At 35.6% G+C, this 24603-nt stretch carries 23 protein-coding genes, 1 tRNA gene and 1 other RNA gene; 4 read left to right on the top strand and 21 right to left on the bottom strand.

Annotation, left to right across the window (positions count from 1 at the left end):
- Positions 1-5 precede the first annotated feature (5 nt).
- Together MNY27_RS05585 and metG are read right to left on the bottom strand one after the other, a co-directional pair.
- On the bottom strand, positions 6-1025 hold the full coding sequence (locus tag MNY27_RS05585) for a hypothetical protein (protein WP_346391964.1): 1020 nt from the start codon (positions 1023-1025) through the stop codon (positions 6-8).
- Positions 1022-2953, bottom strand: a complete 1932-nt coding sequence (gene metG / locus MNY27_RS05580; protein ID WP_346391963.1) for a methionine--tRNA ligase — start codon at positions 2951-2953, stop codon at positions 1022-1024. Before metG ends, MNY27_RS05585 begins: the two co-directional genes overlap by 4 nt.
- A 142-nt stretch (positions 2954-3095) precedes the next feature.
- On the opposite strand from metG, the gene MNY27_RS05575 reads away from it, so the two are divergent.
- Positions 3096-4322, top strand: coding sequence for an amino acid permease (locus MNY27_RS05575; RefSeq protein WP_346391962.1), 1227 nt, complete (start codon positions 3096-3098; stop codon positions 4320-4322).
- Here the strand turns inward: MNY27_RS05575 and MNY27_RS05570 are convergent.
- From MNY27_RS05570 to mobB, 3 genes are read right to left on the bottom strand one after another with little or no spacing between them, the layout of a single operon-like run.
- Positions 4319-4525, bottom strand: coding sequence for a hypothetical protein (locus MNY27_RS05570; RefSeq protein WP_188109401.1), 207 nt, complete (start codon positions 4523-4525; stop codon positions 4319-4321). The two genes, MNY27_RS05575 and MNY27_RS05570, sit on opposite strands and share 4 nt — an antisense overlap.
- Positions 4509-5351, bottom strand: a complete 843-nt coding sequence (locus MNY27_RS05565; protein WP_152182888.1) for a class 1 fructose-bisphosphatase — start codon at positions 5349-5351, stop codon at positions 4509-4511. The genes MNY27_RS05570 and MNY27_RS05565 overlap by 17 nt, the downstream gene beginning before the upstream one ends.
- 13 nt (positions 5352-5364) lie before the next feature.
- Positions 5365-5868, bottom strand: a complete 504-nt coding sequence (mobB, locus tag MNY27_RS05560) for a molybdopterin-guanine dinucleotide biosynthesis protein B (protein WP_152182887.1) — start codon at positions 5866-5868, stop codon at positions 5365-5367.
- An 85-nt stretch (positions 5869-5953) separates the two neighbouring features.
- On the opposite strand from mobB, the gene MNY27_RS05555 reads away from it, so the two are divergent.
- Positions 5954-6412: a hypothetical protein gene (locus MNY27_RS05555; protein WP_346391961.1), complete on the top strand. Its 459-nt coding sequence runs from the start codon at positions 5954-5956 to the stop codon at positions 6410-6412.
- Position 6413: 1 nt separating this feature from the next.
- Here MNY27_RS05555 and MNY27_RS05550 read toward each other — a convergent pair whose 3' ends face one another.
- From MNY27_RS05550 to rnpB, 6 genes are all read right to left on the bottom strand, one after another.
- On the bottom strand, positions 6414-6692 hold the full coding sequence (locus tag MNY27_RS05550; RefSeq protein WP_152182885.1) for a YggT family protein: 279 nt from the start codon (positions 6690-6692) through the stop codon (positions 6414-6416).
- Complete coding sequence (gltX, locus tag MNY27_RS05545) at positions 6689-7960, bottom strand: glutamate--tRNA ligase (protein WP_152182884.1); 1272 nt, start codon at positions 7958-7960, stop codon at positions 6689-6691. Before gltX ends, MNY27_RS05550 begins: the two co-directional genes overlap by 4 nt.
- Positions 7961-8044: 84 nt before the next feature.
- Positions 8045-8119: transfer RNA gene (locus MNY27_RS05540), tRNA-Glu, on the bottom strand.
- 89 nt (positions 8120-8208) lie between these two features.
- A complete protein-coding gene (locus tag MNY27_RS05535; protein WP_152182883.1) occupies positions 8209-8757 on the bottom strand; it encodes a response regulator in 549 nt (182 codons plus the stop codon).
- 77 nt (positions 8758-8834) lie between these two features.
- Complete coding sequence (locus MNY27_RS05530; protein WP_152182882.1) at positions 8835-9038, bottom strand: hypothetical protein; 204 nt, start codon at positions 9036-9038, stop codon at positions 8835-8837.
- Positions 9039-9286: 248 nt separating this feature from the next.
- Positions 9287-9635: RNase P RNA component class A (gene rnpB / locus MNY27_RS05525), an RNA gene on the bottom strand.
- Between the two features lie 172 nt (positions 9636-9807).
- Here rnpB and MNY27_RS05520 point away from each other — a divergent pair.
- A complete protein-coding gene (locus MNY27_RS05520) occupies positions 9808-10425 on the top strand; it encodes a TetR/AcrR family transcriptional regulator (RefSeq protein ID WP_152184692.1) in 618 nt (205 codons plus the stop codon).
- A gap of 93 nt (positions 10426-10518) precedes the next feature.
- On the opposite strand, the gene MNY27_RS05515 is transcribed toward MNY27_RS05520, so the two are convergent.
- From MNY27_RS05515 to mltG, 10 genes are all read right to left on the bottom strand, one after another.
- The gene (locus tag MNY27_RS05515; RefSeq protein WP_152184693.1) at positions 10519-11070 is read right to left on the bottom strand and encodes a 2-oxoacid:acceptor oxidoreductase family protein; all 552 of its coding nucleotides are present in this window, start codon (positions 11068-11070) and stop codon (positions 10519-10521) included.
- Between the two features lie 14 nt (positions 11071-11084).
- Complete coding sequence (locus MNY27_RS05510; protein WP_152184694.1) at positions 11085-11939, bottom strand: 2-oxoglutarate ferredoxin oxidoreductase subunit beta; 855 nt, start codon at positions 11937-11939, stop codon at positions 11085-11087.
- Entirely contained in the window at positions 11939-13093 is a 1155-nt protein-coding gene (locus MNY27_RS05505; protein WP_152184695.1) for a 2-oxoglutarate synthase subunit alpha, read from the bottom strand. Before MNY27_RS05505 ends, MNY27_RS05510 begins: the two co-directional genes overlap by 1 nt.
- A complete protein-coding gene (locus MNY27_RS05500) occupies positions 13090-13440 on the bottom strand; it encodes a 4Fe-4S binding protein (protein ID WP_152184696.1) in 351 nt (116 codons plus the stop codon). Before MNY27_RS05500 ends, MNY27_RS05505 begins: the two co-directional genes overlap by 4 nt.
- Positions 13441-13597: 157 nt before the next feature.
- Positions 13598-14473, bottom strand: coding sequence for a succinate--CoA ligase subunit alpha (gene sucD / locus MNY27_RS05495; protein ID WP_152184697.1), 876 nt, complete (start codon positions 14471-14473; stop codon positions 13598-13600).
- A gap of 3 nt (positions 14474-14476) precedes the next feature.
- The gene (sucC, locus tag MNY27_RS05490) at positions 14477-15652 is read right to left on the bottom strand and encodes an ADP-forming succinate--CoA ligase subunit beta (RefSeq protein ID WP_152184698.1); all 1176 of its coding nucleotides are present in this window, start codon (positions 15650-15652) and stop codon (positions 14477-14479) included.
- A 27-nt stretch (positions 15653-15679) separates the two neighbouring features.
- Positions 15680-17071 carry a class II fumarate hydratase gene (gene fumC / locus MNY27_RS05485; protein ID WP_152184699.1) on the bottom strand — a complete coding sequence of 464 codons (1392 nt, stop codon included), beginning with the start codon at positions 17069-17071 and terminating at the stop codon, positions 15680-15682.
- A gap of 3 nt (positions 17072-17074) precedes the next feature.
- Entirely contained in the window at positions 17075-18031 is a 957-nt protein-coding gene (gene mdh / locus MNY27_RS05480; RefSeq protein ID WP_152184700.1) for a malate dehydrogenase, read from the bottom strand.
- Between the two features lie 196 nt (positions 18032-18227).
- On the bottom strand, positions 18228-20405 hold the full coding sequence (locus tag MNY27_RS05475; RefSeq protein ID WP_152184701.1) for an NADP-dependent isocitrate dehydrogenase: 2178 nt from the start codon (positions 20403-20405) through the stop codon (positions 18228-18230).
- Between the two features lie 132 nt (positions 20406-20537).
- On the bottom strand, positions 20538-21482 hold the full coding sequence (mltG, locus tag MNY27_RS05470; protein WP_152184702.1) for an endolytic transglycosylase MltG: 945 nt from the start codon (positions 21480-21482) through the stop codon (positions 20538-20540).
- Between mltG and MNY27_RS05465 the strand changes: the two genes are divergently transcribed.
- Entirely contained in the window at positions 21412-24597 is a 3186-nt protein-coding gene (locus tag MNY27_RS05465; RefSeq protein ID WP_346391960.1) for an AsmA-like C-terminal domain-containing protein, read from the top strand. The genes mltG and MNY27_RS05465 overlap by 71 nt on opposite strands.
- Positions 24598-24603: the final 6 nt, after the last annotated feature.

The raw sequence follows: 24603 nt of genomic DNA, 5'->3' as shown, positions 1-24603 counted from the left end.
CCTTTTTAATAAAAATCAAACAAAGATACCTCTGTCTGTTTTGTAAGTGGTTTTGTAAGTATAGATTTATTCGCACCTACAATAAGTGCAAAATGGAAACTATGTTCTCTAAGAAGGTTCTTAATCTCATTTTCACTTTTATATCTGACAATATTTGGATTTTCTCGTAACTCTTGGCTGAGTGATTCCACTGCAGTAAAAGGGATGAGATAGAGAATATTTGCCCAAGTAGCCTGTTTTTGTAAAAATTCGATCTCTTTTTCTATAAGCGTAGTGTTTTTTTCAAATATAAGCACCTTGTCACTTGTTCCAAACTCTTTAATCTCAAAGTTTTTATTTGTAAAGACTGCTTCAAAATGGTCAATTGGAGTAAATTTTCTCAGTCTAAAGTTTATCTTGAGCACTTTAAAAAGATGAAGAAGCTGTTCTAGATAGGGCATAAAAAAAGGAGAGATAAGCTGTCTTTCATAAAATATATTATCATAGATAAAAGAGGTCTCAAAAAGAGTTTGTTCAATGATATTGATAGATTCATTTGGGTTTAGGGGTAGTTTTTTTACATTGGTAAAGAGCTCTTTTGACGTAAGAGCAGGGCTAAAGAGAATGCTTGCCCCATTTTCAAGAGAGCTAAGCATCTTGTAAAGTGTTTGAATGTCACCATGAAGAGCGATGAAGTTTGGTTCAGTGACAACCTGCAAGGCCAGTTTTAAAATAATCTCATTGCACTCATAAACCTCTATCTCTTTATCTATCAGGATAAATCGCAAAATTCTCTCCAGTGCCTCTTGAAGATCTTTTACTTTTATCCAGGCAATTTCACTGTCACTTATCTGTGTCGGTTTGTCAAAAACAACACCATAGGCACCATTTAGCACAGCATCTTCTATCATTGTTTCATCAAAAGCTACAAAAAGATCGCCTCTTTTTACAGATCTTGCATCAAAAACAATATTTTCAAAACTGTTTACAAAAGGGGAGTTTACAAGTTCCCCATGTGTAAGTGCTAAAATATTTTCAAGTCTCATCCAATAGGTGTGCCTGCTTTTTTAGGTTTTTCTGGTCTAATTAAACATAAACCATCTTCATCCTTAGCAGCAAGAAGCATTCCTTCGCTCATCATCCCCATCAATTTTGCAGGTTTGAGGTTTGCTACAACACAAACCTGAGTATTTACAAGGTCTCCAGCAGAGTAAAACTCTTTAATGCCTGCAACGACTTGACGAGGCTTCTCTTCACCTAAATCAACTTGCAGTTTGAGAAGTTTTTTACTTTTTGGCACCTCTTCGGCTTCAACAACTGTTCCCACTTTCAAAGAAGTTTCAAAAAACTGACCGATTTCAATCAGGTTGTCTTCATTTTTTGGACTTTTCTCTTCTTTTTTCTCCTCTTTTGGAGGGTTTGGTTCTGCCTTTGGAGCTTCTGCCATCAAAGGTTCTTCAATACGTGGAAAGAGCGGCGGAACTTTTTTAATATTAAATAATTTGAGAAGTTTTTTATCAATAACAAGCTCTTGATAACTCTCTTGACTTATCTCAAAAGAGAGAGCATCAGCAATAGTTTTAGTAGTTTCTGGCATAACAGGATGCAGCATCACAGCAGCGCGTGCTAATATATTTGCAACAAGCGCAACAGTTGCAAGTGCTTCATCTTCTTGGTTGTTTTTCATTTTTACCCAAGGCTCGTATTCTTGAATAACACCGTTACCAATTGCAAAAAGTCTCCAGAGCTCTTCTAGATATCTATGTGTTTGCAGGTTTTCCATAAAGACATCAAGAGAATCAAGCACTTCATTCATCTTTGCTAGCTCTTTTGCATGATACTTCTCTACATCTTTAGAATCAATCACAAAGTCACTGTATTTTCCACTCATACCGATGATACGATTGAGTAGATTACCAAGGTCATTAGAGAGTTCAGAGTTTATTCTATCTATGAATGCACGCTGAGAGAAATCACCATCCTGTCCAAAAGGAACCTCACGCAGCATAAAATAGCGTAGATTTTCAACACCGTAAGCATCTGCAACTTCTTTAGGTGAAACAACATTTCCTTTTGATTTTGACATCTTTTCACCATCACGTGTCCACCAGCCGTGTGCACCAATGTGCTTTGGAAGTGGCAGATCAAGACTCATCAAAAATGCAGGCCAGTAAATCGCATGAAAACGTAAGATATCTTTTCCTACAAAATGTACATCTGCAGGCCAGTAGTCCATTTGTGCTTCATCTGTACCATATCCAAGTGCTGTAACATAGTTCAGAAGGGCATCAAGCCAAACATACATAACATGCTTGTCATCGCCAATACTTTTTGGCATTTTTACACCCCAGCTAAAAGATGTACGAGTAACAGAAAGGTCTCTCAAACCGCCTTTTACAAAGTTTACTACTTCACTAGCACGTGATTTTGGCATGATAAACTCTGGATTGGCCTCATAATGTTCTAGGAGTCTGTCTTCATATTTTGAAAGTTTAAAAAAGTAACTCTCCTCTTTTACAACACTTGTCGTACGACCACAGTCAGGACAGAACTCTCCATCTACCAGTTGTGTTTCAGGAAAGAAAGTCTCACAGCTCACGCAGTAGTGACCTTCATAAAAATCTTTATAGATGTCACCTTTTGCAACCATTACTTCAAAAGCTTTTTGCACGCCTTTCATATGTGCTTCATCCGTTGTACGGATAAATTTGTCATAGCTGATTCCAAATTCATCCCAAAGATTTTTAAATTTTGCGCTTATCTCATCTGCAAACTCTTGCGTTTGTTTACCTGCTTTTACAGCTGACTCTTCAATCTTTTGACCATGTTCGTCAGTCCCTGTTAAAAAGAAAGTATCTTCGCCTTTTAATCTCTCATATCGTGCCATCGTATCTGCAATGAAAGTAGTGTACGCATGACCGATGTGAGCCTCGCCATTTACATAATAGATAGGTGTAGTAATATATTTACTCAATTTTATTGTCCTGTAAAGTATTTATAGTTGCTATTTTATCCAAATAGACTTAGATTTTTCAATTAATATCAAAAAAATATGCATAGCTTCTCTTAATATAAATAATGTTATAAGTTATATTATAAGAAAAATGGAGTTCAACATGTTAAGCGAAGAAAAAAATAATACTTCTTTAAAAAGAGTTATATCTCTTCCTTTACTCATTTTTTATGGACTTGGGAATATCCTCGGAGCTGGTATTTATGTTGTAATAGGCAAGATAGCCGGAATAAGCGGAATATATATGCCTCTATCTTTTTTAATTGCATGTGTTATTGTACTTTTTACAGCATTTTCTTATGCAGAATTGTCCGCAAGATACCCTGTCAGTGCTGGTGAAGCAGTATATCTGTATGAGGGGTTTGGGATCAAAGAGCTCTCTATTGCAATAGGAATTATAATTGCATTGAGTGGAGTGCTATCATCTGCAACAATCATACATGGTTTTTACGGTTATTTAAGTACCTTTGTAGATATTCCTGAGTTTTTGGTCTCTATCTCTTTAATTTTTCTATTAACTCTTATCGCTACTTGGGGAATAGGCAAGTCCGTAAAAGTTACTGTACTTTTTACATTTTTAGAGATTTTTGGACTCTTTCTTGTTATATATGTTGCTCTTCCTTATCTCTCTTTTGATTTGGAGAACTTTGCAAAGATGATACCTCCTGCAGATTTTATTATTTTAAATAACATTATTTTAGGTGCGTTTTTAGCTTTTTATGCTTTTATCGGATTTGAAGATATGGTTAATATTGCTCAGGAAGTTAAAGATCCGACTTCTACAATGCCTAAGGCCATTATTATTACACTTTTTATTGCTACTATACTTTATTTTGCGATTTCTTTTGTTTCTATATCACTCTTATCACCGGATATACTCTCGTCAACTTCTGCACCATTAGCAGCAGTATATGAAAAAGCCACTTCACAAAAGGCTGTAGTACTTAGCTTTATTGGTATGTTTGCTGTAATTAATGGCGTTTTAGTTCAGATTATAATGGTTTCTCGTATTTTTTACGGTATGAGTGCCAAAGGGTGGATGCCTAAGTTTTTAGGCATTGTGAATCCTAAAACTTCTACTCCGGTTTATGCAACGATTATAACATCGTTGATTATACTTGTTTTGTCACTTTTATTACCACTTATAACATTGGCTCAGTCAACAAGTTTTGTGATTTTTATTGTATTTACTCTCGTTAATATGGCATTGATAAAGATAAAGTTGAAAGCTCCACATCCAAAAGGAATTACAATTTTTCCTATCCGGATACCCATAATAGCTATAATTCTCAATTTATTTATGCTTGGAGTTCAAATACTTTCATTTTAGAACTCAAAGCCGCCTGTATCGCCTTTTGACATACTGTTGTAAACGGCTTTGACATATTCGTCTCGAAGCTCGCAACCTATGTAGAGTTCACAGGCAGAGCAGCTTTTGTGTCCTCTGTTGTGTTGACACTCTTGAACTTTTTTTATCATCTCATCGAGATGCAGTTCAAATCTATCCTTTGGTTCATTATGCATTTTTTGCATAAACCTCTTTGACACGTGCTACTTCACTTTTTGAACCAAAAAAGCATGGAGAAGTATCATGAATATGTGCACAGCATAAGTCTAATACTCTCTCTTTACCATCTATTGCTTCACCACCGGCTTTCTCATAAACAAAAGCAAAAGGAAATACTTCAAAAAGACGACGCAGTTTGCCTTCAGGCTTGTCGCTTGTAGCAGGATAAGAAAAAAGACCGCCACCTTTAAGAAGAATCTGATGCAAATCAGGTACCATACCACCAGAATAGCGTAGTCTGTAGCCTTCCGCAAAAAAACCATCTATCATAGCTTTATGATATTTTGGCCAGTTTTGCTGTGTTCCGCCCGGAGCCATAAGTTTACCTTTTTCATTTAAACGAATCTCTTTAACAAATTCGAACTCTCCAGCTTGAAGCAGGTAAAGTTTTACTTTATTTTCTGCAAAAACCATCTCAACACGAGGACCATAAACAACATAACATGCTGCAACCATTTTATCGGATGAGAATCCACCTTCATAGATTCCAAAGATAGAACCGACACTAAGATTTACATCTACTAAAGAGGAACCATCAAGCGGATCATAAGCGATAAAGTATTTTCCATCACTGTGCAGTAGTTCTTCATGCTCTTTTTCTTCACTTGCTACTGTATGGACAGATGCAATACGTGAGAACTCCTCTTCAATAATCATATCACATTGAATATCAAGCTCAAGTTGTGTCTCTCCTGAAGAGTTTTCTTGCTGTGAATAGCCTATGTCTTTTGTATCGATGGCAATTTTAATTCTTTTTGCACTTTTTTGTATTGCGTCAAATATATCTCTCAAATTTTATCCTTTTTTATACTTCTTTAGCATTGTTTTGAATCCATGTAATAACTTCATTGGCATCATTTAGATCTAAAATATCAACATCTGTTGGTAAATTATATTTTGAAACGTCGATACTGTCATCTATTGCCAAAGCATTCATGTATGGAAAATAATCTTTATCTATGGAGTCTCTAAAAACACTGATACGTGGAAGAGGGAGGTTTTTTAGTCCCTCAACAAGTAAAATATCAAACTTATCGAAGAGCCTTATCATATCTTCAAGTTCAGAATGTCGGTTAGAAAAGTATGTCGTACGGTTTGGAGAAGTAACGATTACCTCTGCACCAGTATCACTGAATTTATAACTGTCTTTTCCCTCGACATCAAAACGGGCTTTATCTTTTGGGTCGTGTTTTATAATCGCAACTTCCAACTTATGCTCATGAATGAGTTTACGTGCTACTTTTAATATCAAAGTAGTTTTACCACTGTTGGATGGCCCTGTAAATGCAACTGCTAATCTTTTACTCAATGTTCAACTTTGCTTTAAATTTTAAGTTATTATACAAAAGAAGAGTTTAATAAGATATAATTTCATCTAAAATTTAAGGTATATAATGAGAACTTTTTTAGCAACTGTACTATTTATTCTACTATTTATTGGATGTGCTCAAAAAAATGCATTTGAAAAATTTCACTTTACTTCAGTAAAAGAGCTGAGTGAAGACAGTATTCAAACGCTTAAAATTAAAAAGGGCACAAAAGTAGAGGGTGTCATCAATGTTATCCATCTTAATAAAGTACTGCCTGAGATGTATAATCAAAACGAGTATTTTTATGTTTATTATTACATAAAAGATAAAAACGATACCGTTACATTCACGCTTAATGGCAAACCATCTCTGTTACAAGAAGAGCTTGAATCAGAGAATGAATTCTCTTATCTAACATCATTTACTGCACCATGGAGCAAGTACTGTCTGCTTGGATTTCAAAAAGAGGGAAATGTGTTAAATCTGAAAATAGAAACGTCTAAGGCAGTAAATGCTACCTTGCAGTTTGTTAAAGATAAATAATCTAGAGACTTCTTAAAATAGAAGAGAGAATAACAATAAGCACCTGCAGTGCTATGATTATAATAAGTGGTGCAAAATCAAGCCCATTCAAATTTGTTGGAATAAACCTTCTGACAAATGCATAGGCAGGATTAGTCACTCTGTATAAAAACTGGACAATAGGATTAAAAGGGTCCGGATTTACAAAGCTTAGCAGTGCAGCAATAATTATAACCCAAATATATACATTAATCAGTGAGATCACAATCCCACCAATTCCTTGAATAATATCTACTATCATTTTATAATCTCCCTTATATAATTTTTAAGATACTTATAGATATCTGCGATATCTGGACCATCTTCTGCATTAGTAAGTAATATACGAAGTGGTGTAACGAAATTTTTACCTGTAAGTCCGGTCTTTTTTGTGATGTGTTCTTTAAAATCATCATATTCCTCAAAATGAGGTGCTTTTATAATTGCTTCTTTCATAATAGCACCCTGCTTACTAAAAGCTTCTGGTACATCTCTTGGTGTGAATATAGGTGCGATTTTCTCTTTGAGCTCACGTGTCGTTCCCGCTTCTTCCAGGTAGATACGAGCAAGCTCACCAATATCTGCATCAGCAAAACCGACATAGCGTGAAAGCTCTGTAGCATCCATGATCTTCATATGTTCTTTGTTTATATGCTTCAACATATCCATATCAAAGCGAGCAGGGAAGTTTGAAATAGTATCAAGCGTGAACCACTTTTTCGCTTCTTCAAGTGTAAATATCTCACGTGGAGGCTTATTGCCTGTTAATATTAAATAATTTAAAATGGCTTCCGGTAGATATCCTTGTTCTAGTAGCTCTTTCACACTAACTGTATCTTCATCTATTATGGCAGGTAGGTGTGCATACTCTATCTCTTTCTCATAGCCAAGCTGATTTCTAATATGTACCTGTTTTGGAGTATTGTTCATATGGTCTTCACTGCGAATAACCATAGAGACATCACTGAGCATATCATCCACTGCACAGGCAAAGTTATATGTAGGTGTTTTATCTTGATTCATAATGATAAAACTGTCAACTGCATCCGGATCAAAACTTATATCACCTTTTATCTTGTCATGAATGACAATAGGCTCATCCGGACGGGCAATTCTTACAGTAAAAGGGGCAGTATTGTCTATTACAAGCTCAGCAGGAAGATTGCGACAAGCATCATCATATCTATATGCCTGTTTTGCTTTCTTTGCCTCTTCACGTTTTTTCTCAAGCCACTCATCAGAACAGAAACATGAGAAAGCTTTTTTTTCATGAAGAAGCTGCAGAGCCATAGCAGAGTGAAAACGAAAATTTTGGCTTTGGTATATTACCTGTGAATACTCAATACCAAAAAGTCCAAGAAGATCTAAAATTTCCTGATCTTTTCCTTCGATATTACTCTTTTTATCAGTATCTTCAATACGGATAACTAAATCTTCTTGACGTTGTTTTGCAATAAGGTAGTTAAATAGGGCAACACGTAAGTCACCAATGTGCATATCAGCAGTAGGACTGGATGCAAATCTAAGCATAAAAATTCCTAAATATTTTTTTGTGATTTTAGCGTATTTTTGATTAATCTAAAGTGTTTGTTTGGATTGTTTTTTAAGAAAAAGTGGTGACCCCTAGGAGACTCGAACTCCTGTAACATGGATGAAAACCATGGATCCTAACCGCTAGACGAAGGGGCCACTTTTATGTGAAAGCTCAACAGTTTTGTTGAGCCGAAATTATATAGATTTTACTCTTAAATAAAGCTAAAATCTATATAAAAATGTGATTATTCGTAAAAACTACGAAGTGCTCTGATGATTACAGCATTTTTAGAGATACTTTCAGCTTTTGCATTGTCGTTTACAGTTTCGTAAAGGTCCAATGGTAAAGAGATAGAGAAAGTTTTTGTCTCTACTTTTTTCTTTTTAGCAATCATTGAAACAACATTATTTAAAAGTTCAATGATTTTCTTTGTGTCGATAGGTTTTTGGATGAAGCTGTTTACACCAACTTCGATTGATTCAGAAATTTTCTCCATATCGTTACTTGCTGAAATTACAATAATAATCTGTGCAGGATTGATCTCACGAATTTTACGTGCTAATTCGATACCATCCATACCGCTCATGATAATATCAACAAAAACAACATCAGGTTTTTTCTCTTCATATATTTTTAAAGCAGTTTCACCGTCAAAGCATGAATCTACATCTGAAAAGAAGTTTTTAAATGTAGAGCTTAAAAGTTCATTTGTCACTTTTTCATCTTCTACAACCATTGCTGTAAGTTTTTTCGTTTGTTCAGTAAGCTGGATTAAATCTACATTGCTACTCATTGTGTTATCCTCTTATTTTAATTTGTGAAATTATACATTATTAATAGTAAATAACGATAACAAAATGAAACAATGATTTATTTTGTTTTAAATTTTTCTAACCATTCTGTATCAGCTTCTCTGTTTTCCTCTTTTTGATTCAATAGAGAGTCTATTATATTTATAAGCGTCTCTTCATCCATGAACTCCAATAAGTTTGGATTTATTGAGGTAGGGCGTACACCATTATAACTGTTAAGAAGGTCTTGGATATCTTTAATTAATTGCTGCTTTCTTTCCATATTGATTTATTCCTTATTCTAAAGTATAGGGTAAGATACATTAAGAGTGGATACGCTTTTTCGTATAGTACATTCATGTTATAAATTCTTATTGGTTAACATAATGTAAATTCTCTTGAAAAAATTATCTTGCTCCTCTGCCAATAATAATAAGTTGCGGACTCCATTTAGTTCTTATATATTTAGAGAGCTCTTTTTGATTACTATTGTTTTGTTTGTGAGTATTTTCAAGAACTTTTATAATTTGATTTACAGGCATAGGATAAGCCGAGTTTTGTATTGATAGCATTAATCTACTGCATATTTTACAATATGCCTCTAGCAAAGCAATAGCACTGTAAGACGCTAACCATCTGCTTCTTGCTGCCATGTTGGGTTTACAAGCTCTCTGTGTTGCCACAAAGACTGGTGGTCTCTTACACCACCGTTTCACCTTTACTACTTTTTTCCTGAAAAGTCAGAGAAAAAGCAGAAGTCTCGTTTCTGTTGCACTTTCCCTCGTATTGCTACGGCCATTCGTTAAATGGAACATTGTCTTACGGCAGCTCGGACTTTCCTCTTGAGAAGTTACCCTCAAGTCACTATCTCCTATACCTAAATGAAATTATACAGAATAAATCATTTAATTAAAAACAGAATACAGAACAGTCGTTCATATAGAGAAATAAGAAAAAGAACAACTGTTCATTTTTGCTTAAGAAAGTATTAACAAGTGTTCATATATAATATTCTGCAAATTAACAAATGTTCATACAAAAAGGAGCGAGAAATGCCACAAAATAGGGAACAAGGAAAGGGTAATAAGACAAAAGAGAAGATCTTGAAAGTAGCAACTACCCTCTTTTCGCAGCTAGGCTATCGAGGTGCAAGTGTAAGAAAGATAGCAAAGGAAGTTGGTATAAGAGAGAGTGCTTTATATAACCATTTCACAAATAAAGAGGAGATATTTTTAGAGGTAGCAAAAGGGATTTTTTCTTCGCCCTTCTCTCTTTCATCGCAAGAGATTACAGAATTGGCTCTTCGTGGAAAGCCTTTTTTACAAAAATTTACAATGCAGTATAAGATGCTTACTTTTGATAAGAGTAACGAGAACATGTTTCGCTTACTAATGATAGAGCTTATGCAAAACAGAGAGCTTAGAGAGCAGTTTATGAGTGAATTTCATGATAAAAACATAAAAGTTCTTTCTGAAGGCTTTTTTACAATGATGCAAAACGGTCTTATTCGTTCTGGTGATCCGATGTTGAGCTCATATGAGTTTATTAGCACCCTATTCTACATTAGATTACAAGTTACACTGCTGCGGTTTGATTCACAGTCAACAAATGCTTTGTCTACACAGTTTGAAAAGCATGTGGATTTCTTCTGGGAAAGTATAAAAGTATAGATATTATTTAATATTAACTATGTTTTAAAAAAGAGGGTGGCTATTAGTTTTTTAGCCACCCTTTTTCTTTTATTTAAAGCAAAAAAATAAAGATTAATCCATTGCTTTGAGAGCATATGCTTTACCAAGTGCATAAGCTTTTTTATTTGCTTCATGAACTTTTGCTGGAACCTTTGAAAGCATTGTCTCAACTAAAGATTGTTCAGGAAGAACACCAGTCATTGTGTTTGTAATTGCAAGAGCAACAACAGATTGAGTAATAACATTACCAACCTCTTCTTTTGCAATAGTAATAATTGGAATCTCATGGATAGTCCATTTTTTTCTATCTTCATCAGTTGGATGAACAAGATTTGGATCAACTACGATGATTCCACCTAGTTTTACACCATTTTTAAATTGTTGATATGAAACATCAGCAACTGAAAGCATAAAGTCAATTTCACCTTCATTTGCATATGGGTAACGAATCTCATCATCATCAAGAGTGATATCAACAACTGTTGCACCACCACGAACTTGAGAAGTATAAGTAGCAGTTTTTAGACCAAAGCCACCATTTTTAATCTTACAAGCAGCCATAATCTCACCAGCGAGTAGAACACCCTGTCCACCAACACCAGTAAATCTTAAAGTATGTCTCATTTATAACTCCTTACTTATATTTTTTTCTCAAAGTCATCTTGAGAAATTTTAGCACGTTGTCCCTGTGCAGCTTTTTGAATTTCAGCATACATTTCACAGTACTCTTCTTGTTCAACTTCTCTTAGTACACCAGTTGGGAAAATATTAAGTCTCTCTTCTTCAGAAAGTGCTTCCCATTTTTTAAGAGGTAAAGTAATATTGTCAATCCACGCAAGGTTTTCCATTGCATTAGCCATTTTGTTTTTACGACCAAGGTTGATATGGCAGTTAGAGAAAATATCTAAGAACGAGAAACCTTTGTGAGAAAAGCCTTTAACAAGGATTTTTTCAAGTTTTTTAGGATCTGTCATAGACTCACGAGCAACAAAAGATGCTCCAGCACCGATAGCAAGTTGACAAGCATCAAAAGTTGGGTCAATATTACCGTTCTTTTGAGAAACTGTCCACATACCACGTGGTGTAGTAGGAGAAGTTTGTGAGTTTGTAAGACCATAGATGAAGTTATTGATTAAAATAAAGTTTAAATCAATATTTCTTCTACAACCGTGAATAGTGTGGTTACCACCGATAGCAAGACCATCACCGTCACCTGCAACAACAATTACATGTGCATGTGGTTTTGCAAGTTTGATACCAGTCGCATATGCAACTGTACGACCGTGTGTAGTATGAACAGTGTTACAGTCAATATATGAAGAAAAACGTCCTGAACATCCAATACCAGATACGATACAAACATCTTTCATATCCCATCCCATCTTCTCAATAGCACGGATAGTAGCTTTTAAGATAACTCCATCACCACAACCCCAACACCAAAGTGTCGGCATTTTGTTTACACGTAAATACTTATCATAATTAAATGCCATTACATCATCTCCTTAACTTTTGCTACCATTTCAGCAGGTGCGATTGGGCGACCATTTGCTTTTAATAGCGTTGTAAAATCGTTACGTTTAATTACACGCTCAATCTCTTTTGAGTATTGACCCATATTAAGCTCAGTAACCATAATTCTGTTTTCAAATTTTTTTCCAAGCTCTTCTAATCTTTTAATTGGGCTTGGCCATAACATAATTGGTCTAAATAGACCCGCTTTAATACCTTCACTTCTTAGCTTTTTAACAGCTTCGTAAGCACCAAGTGCAATTGAACCGTATGCAATAATACATACATCTGCATCATCTAAATCAATCTCTTCATAATCTGGAAGATCATCAAGTCCACCATTTTCTAAGTGAACAGTATTGATTTTACCAACTAAACGCTCGATGTTGAATTCACACTGCTCTGCATCTTCAGTTGGGAAACCTTCATCACCATGGTGAAGACCAGTAATATGATACTTGTAACCTTCAAACATTGGGTTAAGTACTGCTGGTTTGTTCATCTCAGCTCTGTATGGTTTATAGTCTGATGGATCTCCATGAAATTTTTCACGATCTACGATAGATGCTTCTATCTCTTCGATATCTGGAAGATCTGCTTTACCATGCATATGGCCGATAGTTTCATCTAAAAGCATGAAAACTGGAGTCATATACTTTTCAGCCAAGTTAAATGCACGTACAGTTTGCGTATAACACTCAGTTAGAGAACCTGCACATAAAGTAATCGAAGCATAGTCACCATGAGTTGGATACTGAGCTTGACCGATATCTGCCTGAGATACACGAGTTGGAAGACCAGTTGAAGGACCACCACGCATAACATTGATAATTACCAATGGAATTTCAGCGATGAACCCAAGTCCGATTTGTTCTGCTTTTAGTGAGATACCAGGACCTGATGTTGCAGTATAAGACTTTACACCTGTCATTGAAGCACCAAGTGCAGCTGAAATACCAGCAATTTCATCTTCCATTTGAATACAAACACCACCTACTTTTGGTAGAAGGTCTGAAGACTCGTGCATTACTTCTGAAGATGGAGTAATTGGATACCCACCAAAGAATCTCGCCCCTGCTTCTACTGCAGCTTTTGCAGCTAATTCATTACCTGTTGAGATTACTTCTCTCATTATTTAGCTCCTTTTTGTTTCAGCGACATATAGTTGTTTGCAATAATTGCAGCTTGACGCTCTTTTGCTTCATCAGTTAATTTTGCAAAGCTTTTTCCAGCTGCTTTTAGCTCTTTTCTATCTGCAACATAGATAGCAAAGTCTGGACATGTAAGCTCACACTCGTTACAACCGATACATGCATCTGGATAATCGATAGAGATCATCGCACCAAGAGTTGATGTTGGATCGTAAATCATTCCAAGTACACCTGAAGGACATACTGATACACAGATATCACATGCTTTACAGTTGTTTGTGTTCACCCATACAGGTTGATCACCTGGGTTTTCAGTTTTAAAAGTTCCCATTTATTCTCCTATTTTTAAGATGTAAATTTAAAATTTACATACTACTCTTTATTTTTAAAGAGTATCTTAGTTTCTATAATTCTATTCTAAAATGTGCTATTAACGCCTCATAAAATAACAAGAATGTTACTTTATGAGGCTCACACAAGCTAAAAAACTATTTTTTAGCCAGAACTTCCGCTACAGCTTTACCGATTTCAGCAGGTGAAACTACAACTTTAACACCTGCAGCTTCTAATGCTTCCATTTTCTCTTTGGCTGTACCAGCGCTTCCAGAAATGATTGCTCCAGCGTGACCCATACGTTTCCCTTTTGGTGCAGTTTGACCTGCAATGAAAGCAACAACAGGTTTAGTGATCTGCTCTTTAATCAATTTTGCCGCTTGAATCTCAAGATCCCCACCGATTTCACCAATCATTACGATTGCCTCAGTCTCTGGATCTGCTTCAAACATTGGTAAGATTTGCTTGTATGAAAGACCGATAATCGGGTCTCCACCAATACCAACAGCAGTAGTAATTCCATAACCCTCTTTTACAACTTGGTTTGCACCTTCATAAGTAAGTGTACCAGATTTAGAGATAAGACCAACATTACCTTTTTTGAAAATCATACCAGGCATAATTCCGATTTTACACTCTTCTGCAGTGATGATACCAGGACAGTTTGGCCCAATTGTTTTCATATTATGTTTTGTAGCATACTGTTTTGCATACATCATATCACGTACAGGAGCACCTTCCGTGATGATTACTGCAAGCTCGATTCCAGCATCTGCAGCTTCCATTACAGCATCCGCAACGAATGCAGGTGGAACGAAAATCATAGAAACAGTTGCACCAGTTGTATCAACAGCTTCTTTAACAGTATTGAAAACCGGCTTACCTAAGTGTTCTTGACCACCCTTATTTGGTGTAACACCACCAACGATATTTGTACCATAATCAAGACATTGCTCAGCGTGGAAAGAACCCTCTTTACCTGTAAAGCCTTGAACGATTACTTTTGTATCTTTATTTACTAAAATAGACATCTCTTATAACTCTCCTTTCGCTGCAGCTACTGCTTTTGCAGCACCATCTGCTAAATCTGTTGCAGGAATAACATTTTTAATATTTGCATTTTTAAGAATCTCTGCTGCCTCTGGTGCATTTGTACCATCAAGACGAACGATAACAGGAACATGAACATCTACAAGTTTTGTAGCTTCTAAAATTCCGTTAGCGATACGATCACAACGAACGATTCCACCAAAGATATTTACAAAGATAGCTTTTACATTTGGATTCTTAAGAATAATCTCAAAACCTTTTGCAACAGTCTCTGCATTTGCACTTCCACCAACATCAAGGAAGTTTGCAGGTGTACCACCCATGTAGTTAATTGTATCCATAGTACCCATTGCAAGCCCTGCACCATTTACCATACAACCGATTTCACCATCAAGTGCAATGTATGAAAGACCATATTTACCAGCTTCTCGCTCATCTGGATCTTCTTCACTTAAGTCTCTCATCGCTTCGATATCCGGGTGACGTCCAAGAGCTGAATCATCAAATCCCATTTTACCGTCAAGTGCGATAAATTCACCCTCACCTGTTCTGATAAGTGGATTGATTTCAATCATCTCTGCATCATTTTCCATATATAGTGTATAAAGTTTTTTAGCAAAGTCAATCATATTCTTTTGTTGTACTTTGTCTGTGATTCCAAGACCAAATACTAATTCGCGACCATGGAAACCTTGAAAACCAATTGACGGATCCACTTGAACTTTGATAATTTTCTCTGGAGTCTTCTCAGCAACAGTCTCAATATCCATACCACCCTCTGTAGAAGCCATGATAATTGGCATCTCAGCAGCACGGTCAAGAACAACTGAAAGATAAAGCTCATCTTGGATGTCCGCACCATCTTCAATGTAAACTTTTTGTACAAGTTTACCTTCTGGTCCTGTTTGGTGTGTGATAAGTGTCATTCCAAGAATCTCATCTGCAAGCTCTCTTACTTCATCTAAAGATTTAGCAAGCTTAACACCACCACCAAGTCCACGACCACCTGCGTGAATCTGTGCTTTAACAACCCAAATAGGACCACCTAACTCTTTTGCGTTCTCTACAGCTTCTTCAACTGTATGAGCAATTTTACCCTTTGGTGTAGGCACACCATACTTAGCAAAAATCTGTTTTGCCTGATACTCATGTATATTCATCTATTCTCCTTATTTTAAGTTGGGTGGTTACGCTTTTGGCGCAATCATCTCTTCTGGTTTAACATACTCATCAAACTGCTCAGCAGTTAAAAGACCAAGCTCAATAGCCGTCTCTTTGAGTGTTGAGTTGTTTGCATGTGCTGTTTTTGCAATTTTTGCAGCATTTTCATATCCAATGTATGGATTCAATGCAGTTACAAGCATTAATGAATTATGTAAGAAATAATCAATTTTTTCTTCAACCGGCTTAATACCAACTGCAGCATGATCATTAAATGAAACAATCGAATCACTTAACAGTCTTACTGATTGTAAAAAGTTATATGCGATAACCGGTTTAAATACATTTAGTTCGAAGTTACCCTGTGATGCTGCAAAACCGATAGTCGCATCATTTCCCATAACTTGACATGCAACCATAGTTACAGCTTCAGATTGTGTAGGGTTTACTTTTCCTGGCATAATTGAAGAACCCGGCTCATTTGCAGGAATCTCAATCTCCCCTATTCCACAACGTGGACCTGATGCCAACCATCTTACATCATTAGCTATTTTCATCATATCTGCTGCAAGTGCTTTGAGTGCTCCGTGAGCATATACAAGAGCATCATGAGAAGTGAGTGCGTGAAATTTATTTGGAGCAGTGATAAAATCATGTCCTGTGAGTTCACTCAATTTTTTCGCAACTCTTTCGCCAAGTTCTGGGTGAGCATTAAGTCCTGTTCCAACAGCTGTACCACCAAGAGCAAGCTCACGCACAGCCTCAAGTGAATCTTTTGCCATCTTCTCAGATTTGTTTAGCATTTCAACCCAACCAGAAATTTCTTGACCAAGTGTAAGAGGTGTTGCATCTTGAAGGTGCGTACGACCAATCTTTACAATGTGTGCGAACTCTTCACTTTTTGCTTGTAGTGTAGCTTTAAGTTTTGCGATTGCAGGAAGAAGTTGTTCTTCAACAGCAATAACAGCTGCAACATGAAGTGCAGTCGGGTATGTGTCATTTGAAGATTGGGATTTGTTTACATCATCATTAGGGTGAACAAGTTTCTCTTTTCTAAAGTCACCACCAAGAATCTCAGTAGCACGGTTTGCAAGAACTTCATTGTTGTTCATATTTGACTGTGTACCTGAACCTGTCTGCCAAACAACAAGTGGGTAGTTGCCGTCAAGTTTGCCAGCTAACATATCATCAGCAGCTTGTGCAATGGCATCTGCTTTTGCAGCATCAAGTTTTCCAAGGTCTTTGTTTACAAGTGCTACTGCTTTTTTTAGGTAAGAAAATGCGCGAGTAATCTCATATGGCATTTTTTCTTCACCGATTTTGAAGTTTTGGATACTTCTTTGCGTTTGCGCAGCCCAGTAAACATCAACAGGAACTTCAATCTCTCCCATAGTATCTTTTTCTATACGAGTTTTCATCAATTACTTTCCTTCAAAAAAATTGTTTTTGTTTAATGTATCAATCAATGTTTGAACAGATCCACATGATTGTGCGAACATTGCTTTTTCTTTTTCATCTAGTGTTACTTCGATGATCTTCTCTGCCCCTTTTGCTCCAAGCATAACCGGAACACCAGAAACAACATCATTGTAACCGTACTCACCTTCTAAACAAACAGCACACGGATGAATCTGTTTTGTATCTTTTAAAATCGCATCTACCATAATTGCAGTTGATTTTGCCGGTGCATAATATGCTGAACCAGTTTTTAGATATCCTACAATCTCAGCACCACCATGACGTGTTCTATCCACTATTTCATCGATTTCATCTTGCGTGAGAACGTCTGAAAGTGGAACACCTGCAACCGTAGAATATCTTGGAAGTGGAACCATGTCATCACCATGACCACCCATAACAGAAGCACGAATTTGACCTCCACCATATCCAAGTTTTTCCTGGATAAATGCAGCCATACGTGAGCTGTCTAATATACCAGCCATTCCAATTACACGACTTCTGTCAAATCCACTCTCTTTTAGCGCTACATATGTCATGGCATCAAGAGGATTTGAAACCATAATTACAATTGCATTTGGAGAATATTTTGCGATTCCTTGAATAACCTCTTTTGTGATTTTTGCATTAATCATTAAAAGATCGTCTCTACTCATACCTGGAAGTCTTGGGCTTCCTGCAGTGACCACAACAACATCACAGTCAACAAGATCACTCATCTCTTCTGCTACACTTACAACAGTATGGCTTCTTACAGCTGATGCAGCCTGACTCATATCAAGTGCTTTTCCTTTTGCTACATCTATTTTGTTATCACGAAGAATAATTTCATGACAAGATCCGAGCATCGCAAGAGAGTAAGCTACTGTTGCACCAACATTACCAGCACCTACTATCCCTACTCTTTTTCCTTGACTCATACACACTCCTTCATATTAAATACTATGATACCTATTTTAGATACACTTAAACAGTATGTGCGAACACATAACACTTAAGTATACTAAGCATCATTTTAAGGTGAGAATACATTTCACCTTTTATATAGTTTACTATATAGTAATCCATATAGAAAGTGAGGCTATGCACCTAAAAAAGGTACATAGGTATTAAAGACTATATAGTGTCAATAATAGCGTTTAGTGTTGCAGATGGACGCATAGCTTTTTCAGCTTTTGCATCATCTGGATGGAAATATCCACCAATATCTTGAGGTTTACCTTCTGCTGCTAAAAGTTCAGAGATGATTTTCTCTTCATTTTTAATAAGTTCTTCTGCAACTGGAGTGAATTTTTCAGAAAGTGCACTGTCTGCAGTTTGTGTACTAAGAGCTTCAGCCCAGTAACGTGCTACCCAGTAATGCGACGCTTTATTATCAGCTTCACCACATTTTCTACTTGGAGCTTTATCGTTATCTAGGTAACCTTCATTTGCTTTATCAAGACCTTCTGTTAATGCACCAATTTTAGAATCTTCAGTTTTTTGATAGATCATTCTCAGTGACTCAGCAAGTGCCAAGAATTCACCAAGTGAATCCCATCTAAGGTGACCACACTCTAAGAATTGATCAACGTGTTTTGGAGCAGAACCGCCGGCACCAGTTTCAAAAAGACCACCACCAGCTAAAAGTGGAACGATTGAAAGCATTTTTGCAGATGTTCCAAGCTCTAAGATTGGGTACATATCAGTTAGGTGATCACGAAGCACGTTACCAGTTACAGAGATAGTGTCTTTACCAGCTCTGACTCTCTCATTAGTATATCTTGTAGCAGATGCAACATCCATGATTTTAATATCAAGACCTGTTGTATCATGATCTTTAAGGTATTTGTTTACTTTTTTAATCATCTCAGCATCGTGTGCACGATTTTCATCTAACCAGAAAACAGCAGGATTACCTGTAAGTTTTGCACGCTCTACTGCTAAACGAACCCAGTCTTTGATTGGGATATCTTTAGCGCGGCTCATTCTCCAGATATCACCTTTTTCACACTCAAAACTCATAAGTACTGTACCGTCTTCAGCAGTAACAGTTACAGTTCCAGCTTCAGCAAGTTCAAAAGTCGTTGGGTGAGAACCATATTCTTCAGCTTTTTGAGCCATAAGACCAACGTTTGAAACGTTACCCATAGTAGTTACATCAAATTGACCGTTTTTAACACAATCAGCCACCATCTCCTGGTGGAACATTCCATAAGTTGAGTCTGGAATAACAGCAACACACTCATCAGCAGCACCAGTTCTATCCCACTGCTTACCACCCTCACGTACAACAACTGGCATTGAAGCATCAATGATAACATCATTTGAAGCGTTAAAGTTTGTTGTACCTTTGTCAGAATCAACCATAGCAATTCTTGGTGCATCAGCATCAACTACTGCTTGGAAAGCTGCTTTGATTTCAGCTTCTTTAGCATGACCAGCGATTTTTTTCTCTAAATCACTCATACCAAGGTTTGGATTTACACCTAACTCAGCAAACAGATCTGCATATTTGTCAAATACTTCTTTGAAAAACACTTCAAATGCATGACCGAACATAATAGGGTCAGAAATTTTCATCATCGTAGCTTTAAGGTGGATCGACCAAATAACACCTTTTTCTTTCGCTTCATCAATAGTTTTTTGAATAAAACTTCTTAATTTGCTTGCAGACATAAATGTACCATCAAGAATTTCGCCTTCAAGTGCATCGATAGTTTTTAATTCTTTACCATTTAAAGCGATTGTAACTTTTTGTGCTTTATCCATAGTAACTGATTTTTCATTACCATAAAAATCACCATCACCAGCCATGTGAGCCACATATGCTTTTGAGTTTTCAGCAAAAGGCTTTAATCTGTGTGGATGATTCTGTGCGTATTTTTTAACAGCATGTGCAGCACGTCTGTCTGAGTTACCTTCACGAAGTACTGGATTAACTGCAGAACCCAAACACACACTATATTTAGCTTGAATCTCTTTTTCTGCATCATTTGCCGGATTCTCAGGATAATTTGGAATATCATAACCTTGAGATTGAAGTTCAGCAATACAGTCTTTTAATTGACCAACAGAAGCTGAAATGTTCGGAAGCTTAATAATGTTAGCTTCAGGTTTTAAAACCAACTCACCTAACTTAGATAATTCATCTTCAGCTAAGCCCATTGCACCTAAAACTCTACCTGCTAGTGAGATATCACTAGTAACTACTTCTACACCTGCTTCTTTAGTAAAAGCGTTTACAATTGGTAAAAGTGAATACGTTGCCAAAGCCGGAGCTTCATCAATTTTTGACCAAATAATTTTTGACATTGTGTGTCCTCGTGAATAATATTTTTTTCATGATACTTTCAAGTTCATGAAATTTACAAAATTAATCATAACACTAAGATAGGTAATATTTGCTAAGCTTGTCAAAAGATTGGCTTATATTTATTATATGTTTCATTTTGTAGCATGCTTTATATTGCGCAAATGTGTAGAATAGTTACATGTGAAATCATGTGTTCCGTTTTTGGACTTCATAAAATAGAGATAATTTGTTTTTGCCGGAAAGATTGCTGCCATTACAGCCTCTTGTGAGACGTTACATATTGCAACAGTAGGAAGACCACTATATATATAGGTATTATAGATTGATTTATCTTGCTTGATTCTTTTTGATGTAACTTTTGTGTGAGAATATTTCCCATAATTAAGTGTACCGTCCATCTGTAATTTCATACCATTTTTAAGTCGGTTATAGATAACAGAGCTAACAAGTGGCATCTCTTTGTTGTTTGCCGACTCTTTTTGAATAATAGAAGCGATAACAATATATCGAAACCATTTTTTTTCATTATAAGAACCAAAAATTTTTATCGATATTGCCTTCATTTTTTTAAGTGATATTTTCAATAAAAGTGAGATCAACTCTTTTTCTGAGATGCCGACAGGTATTTTATAGGTATTGGGAACAAACACCCCTTCTTTTACAGGGGATTGTTTTTCGAACTCTTCTTGAAGCTTTACTCTATCTAAACCTAAGTTTTTAGCTAATTGATCTAAAAAGACATATGTCGTCTCTCCTGGTATAATTGTAATATCATGCAGTGCCGCTTTTGCAGTGGTGAGTTTATATAAAAAATCAGCTTTGGTATTGAGCTCTTTTGTCATATTTATCCAGCCGCTTTGGGGACTTCCGACAAATCGTAAAATAAATGCATCAAGTTTACAAACATCGTAATTTTTATCTTGTAATTGTGATATAATTTGATTTATCGAACCCTTGGGAATATAGAGTACTTTAGGGGTTTTAATAGGTTGAACTAGGTAGTATATGAAAGATAAAAGAGTTATTAGTATAATTTCAACAACATATGTCACAATTGTTAGTTTTTTATCTTTCATTTTCCTATCACTTATTGCAGCTTTTATAATTCTTCAACACGGATTATATCTAGATAATGTTTCTTTTTCCAACATTACAATAAAAAACATCTATATCAAATGGAATGAAAAACTCAATATATCCATTGAAGAGCTTGATATTCAGAAGTCTAAAAACTCAAACAGTAGAGTTGGTATGAAAGATATCAGCAAATACCTGAAGTTAACCTCTCGCTTTTTTCTTCTGACTGAGTCTGTTGTTATTGAAAAATTTCAATATGCTGATTTAAAACTCTCTTTGAAACACAATAATAAGGAAAAGGGGTTTCTTATCGCAAACTCCCCTTCTTTGCATTTTGATTCACACTTTAAATTTCACAAACACTATCTGCTTTTTACCATTGATAAGTTCTCAGCACTTGATAACAAAGTCTCTATGCATGGAGATCTGATTTTAGATACTGAAGCAAAGAAAATCTTCTCTAAACTGCATCTACTAATGAATAATGATGCAGATTTAACACTCTATGCAGTCGCTGATAAAAAACGACTGGACTATACCATTCAATCACATAAGGATATTGAACATATTAAAGAGATAGTCTCGTTGTTTCCTCTTCCAAAAGAGGTAAAATTTTGGGCAATAGATGCAATAGCTGCACCAAGTTTGACTATTCATAAATTTAAAGGCTTTCTAGAGTACAATGACCTTCCTGCAGCATACAAGCATATATATGTTAAAGCAACAGCAAATAAATTAAACTATACCTACAATACAAAACTTGATGCTGTTCATACACAAAGAACAGAGTTGGAGTTTGTAAACGGTACACTTTTTATTCGACCAAAAGAAGCCTATTCTTATGGCATGTATCTTCATAAAAGCTGGCTAAAAATCGACTTTACCAAGCCACAGGAGCTACTGACACTACATCTTCTCTTTGATGGTATGCTCAACAAAGATATGCTTTATATCTTAAGTAGTTATGGTATTGATCTGCCATTTTTACAGCATAGCGGCAAAGTGCAGACAGACTTGACAATAGCTGTCAATCTTAGAACGATAAAAGTCGATGCACAAGGTAGTTTCTTTACCAAAAAAGCAAATTTTGATTACTTAGGGATCAATATTGACATATCTGACACATTTATAAAACTCAATAACTACGATATAGATATAACAAGTATGAAAGCCCACTACAGAGAGATTGCAGATGCAGATGTTACTGTTCGATACAATGCAAAAAAAGCACTCGGTGATATTAATTTCAAATTCACAAAAATTGCTTTGGATAAAAATCAACATCTTGATACAAAACAAAAGCCTCTGTATGCAACCTATAAAATCGCACCTACTGGAGATAAGATAGTTGTAGAAAAGTCCCAATGGTATATCAATGGACTGCATATGACACTAGATCCTCTAGAGCTTCCATTTGATTTAAATACACTGCAGTTGACAATTCCAACCTCTTACTTTACCATAGAAGATATTTCAGATGGTTTCATAACAGGAGAGGCAAACCTCAAAAGAGTCCAGGCAGATTTAAAAGTTGACCTGCTTAAACTAAAATATCAAGGTATTAAACTTAGTCAGTCAAACACGGAATTGAATCTACATTATGATAAGCACCTCTATCTCACTTCACACAATGACATCTTTTTAAGTGTAAATGGTTCTCAATACAAGATTAAAAATTTAGCCTTGCAGATGAATAAAAAAAATATTATGCTCAATCATGCTGTTTTAGATATTGGGAAATACATTAAAACTGATCTCAGTGCAGATTTCGATATAAAAAAGAAACAAGCTACTGTCAAGCTTGACAATTTCATCCTTATAAATCCAAAAAACAAAAAGATTTTATACTATACAAATAAAGCAACACTTGCTTTAGATATTAAAAAAGAAAAAGAAAAAATAAAAATAACCTCTAAGGAGTTAAATGCAGACTTTCTTCTTAAAAAAGACAGATGGGTACTCAACCTAAACTCTATTGATATCATTGCAAAAAATTCACAATTTTTGAAAAAGTACAACATTACAAATGGTAAAATCAGTTTTTACAAACAAAATGAAGACAAATATACAAAGTTTAAAGGAACAATTAACTACCCATACAAACTGCTAACCAATAAAGAAAAAGCTATCAGTAGCTACAAGATAGAAGGCTATCTTACAAAAAAACAAAATCTTTACTTGAAAATAAACAAGAGTGTCAATATTAAAATTTCTAACACCATCAAAATAAATATGAACAACAGTGGTATCAATATAGAGGAGTTACTTAAATTTATTGCATTAATTACTGAGCAAAATAAAACAAAACAGTTGCAAAAACCTTTGGATGTCTTTTTTGAGGCAGAAAACTCTTATTTATATGTTGGCAATAACAGATATGTTATCTCAGACAGAATGAACCTGCAATATTATCAGGGTATATTGACAGCTCAACTGATTCATGCAAATGGAAAAGCCGGATTTAAACTTGATGGAGAAAAGTTTCATCTTTATGGAAATAATTTTAATGATAAGTTTATGGAAAAGCTCCTTTCTCTCTCCAAGTTTAAAGGTGGTAGTCTGGATTTCTCTATGAGTGGAACATTTAATGATTATATAGGGACTTTCTATATAAATAACACTACAATTCAGGACTATGTTATTCTCAATAATATACTAGCCTTCATTAACACAGTACCATCCTTGGCGACCTTCTCCCTTCCGGGATACAGTAAAAAAGGACTTCATATTGACAACGCTTATATGAAGTTCCACTCAAAAAATCATATTTTTGATATATCAGATATCTATATAGGTTCTAAAGAGATTAAAATTTTAGGAAAAGGGACAGCAAGTGTTAAGTATGATAATATTGACTTAACACTCAATCTTAAAACCGATCTTGGCAGCAACCTCTCAAAAGTCCCTGTAGTAGGTTATATTATCTTCGATGGAGAGAGTATCTCAACAACATTGAAGGTTACAGGAAAGTTAACAGATCCAAATGTAAAAACAATGCTCGCACGTGATATTGCCGTTGCACCGTTAAATATCATTTTACGAACATTAACCCTACCATATAAGATTATGAAGGATATCGATGATTATAACAGTTCAAAAGACAAGAGAAAATAGAACTGT

This window comes from Sulfurimonas sp. NWX79, assembly GCF_039667035.1.
Lineage (GTDB): Bacteria > Campylobacterota > Campylobacteria > Campylobacterales > Sulfurimonadaceae > Sulfurimonas > Sulfurimonas indica.
This window is presented reverse-complemented; position numbering and strand designations above follow the sequence as displayed.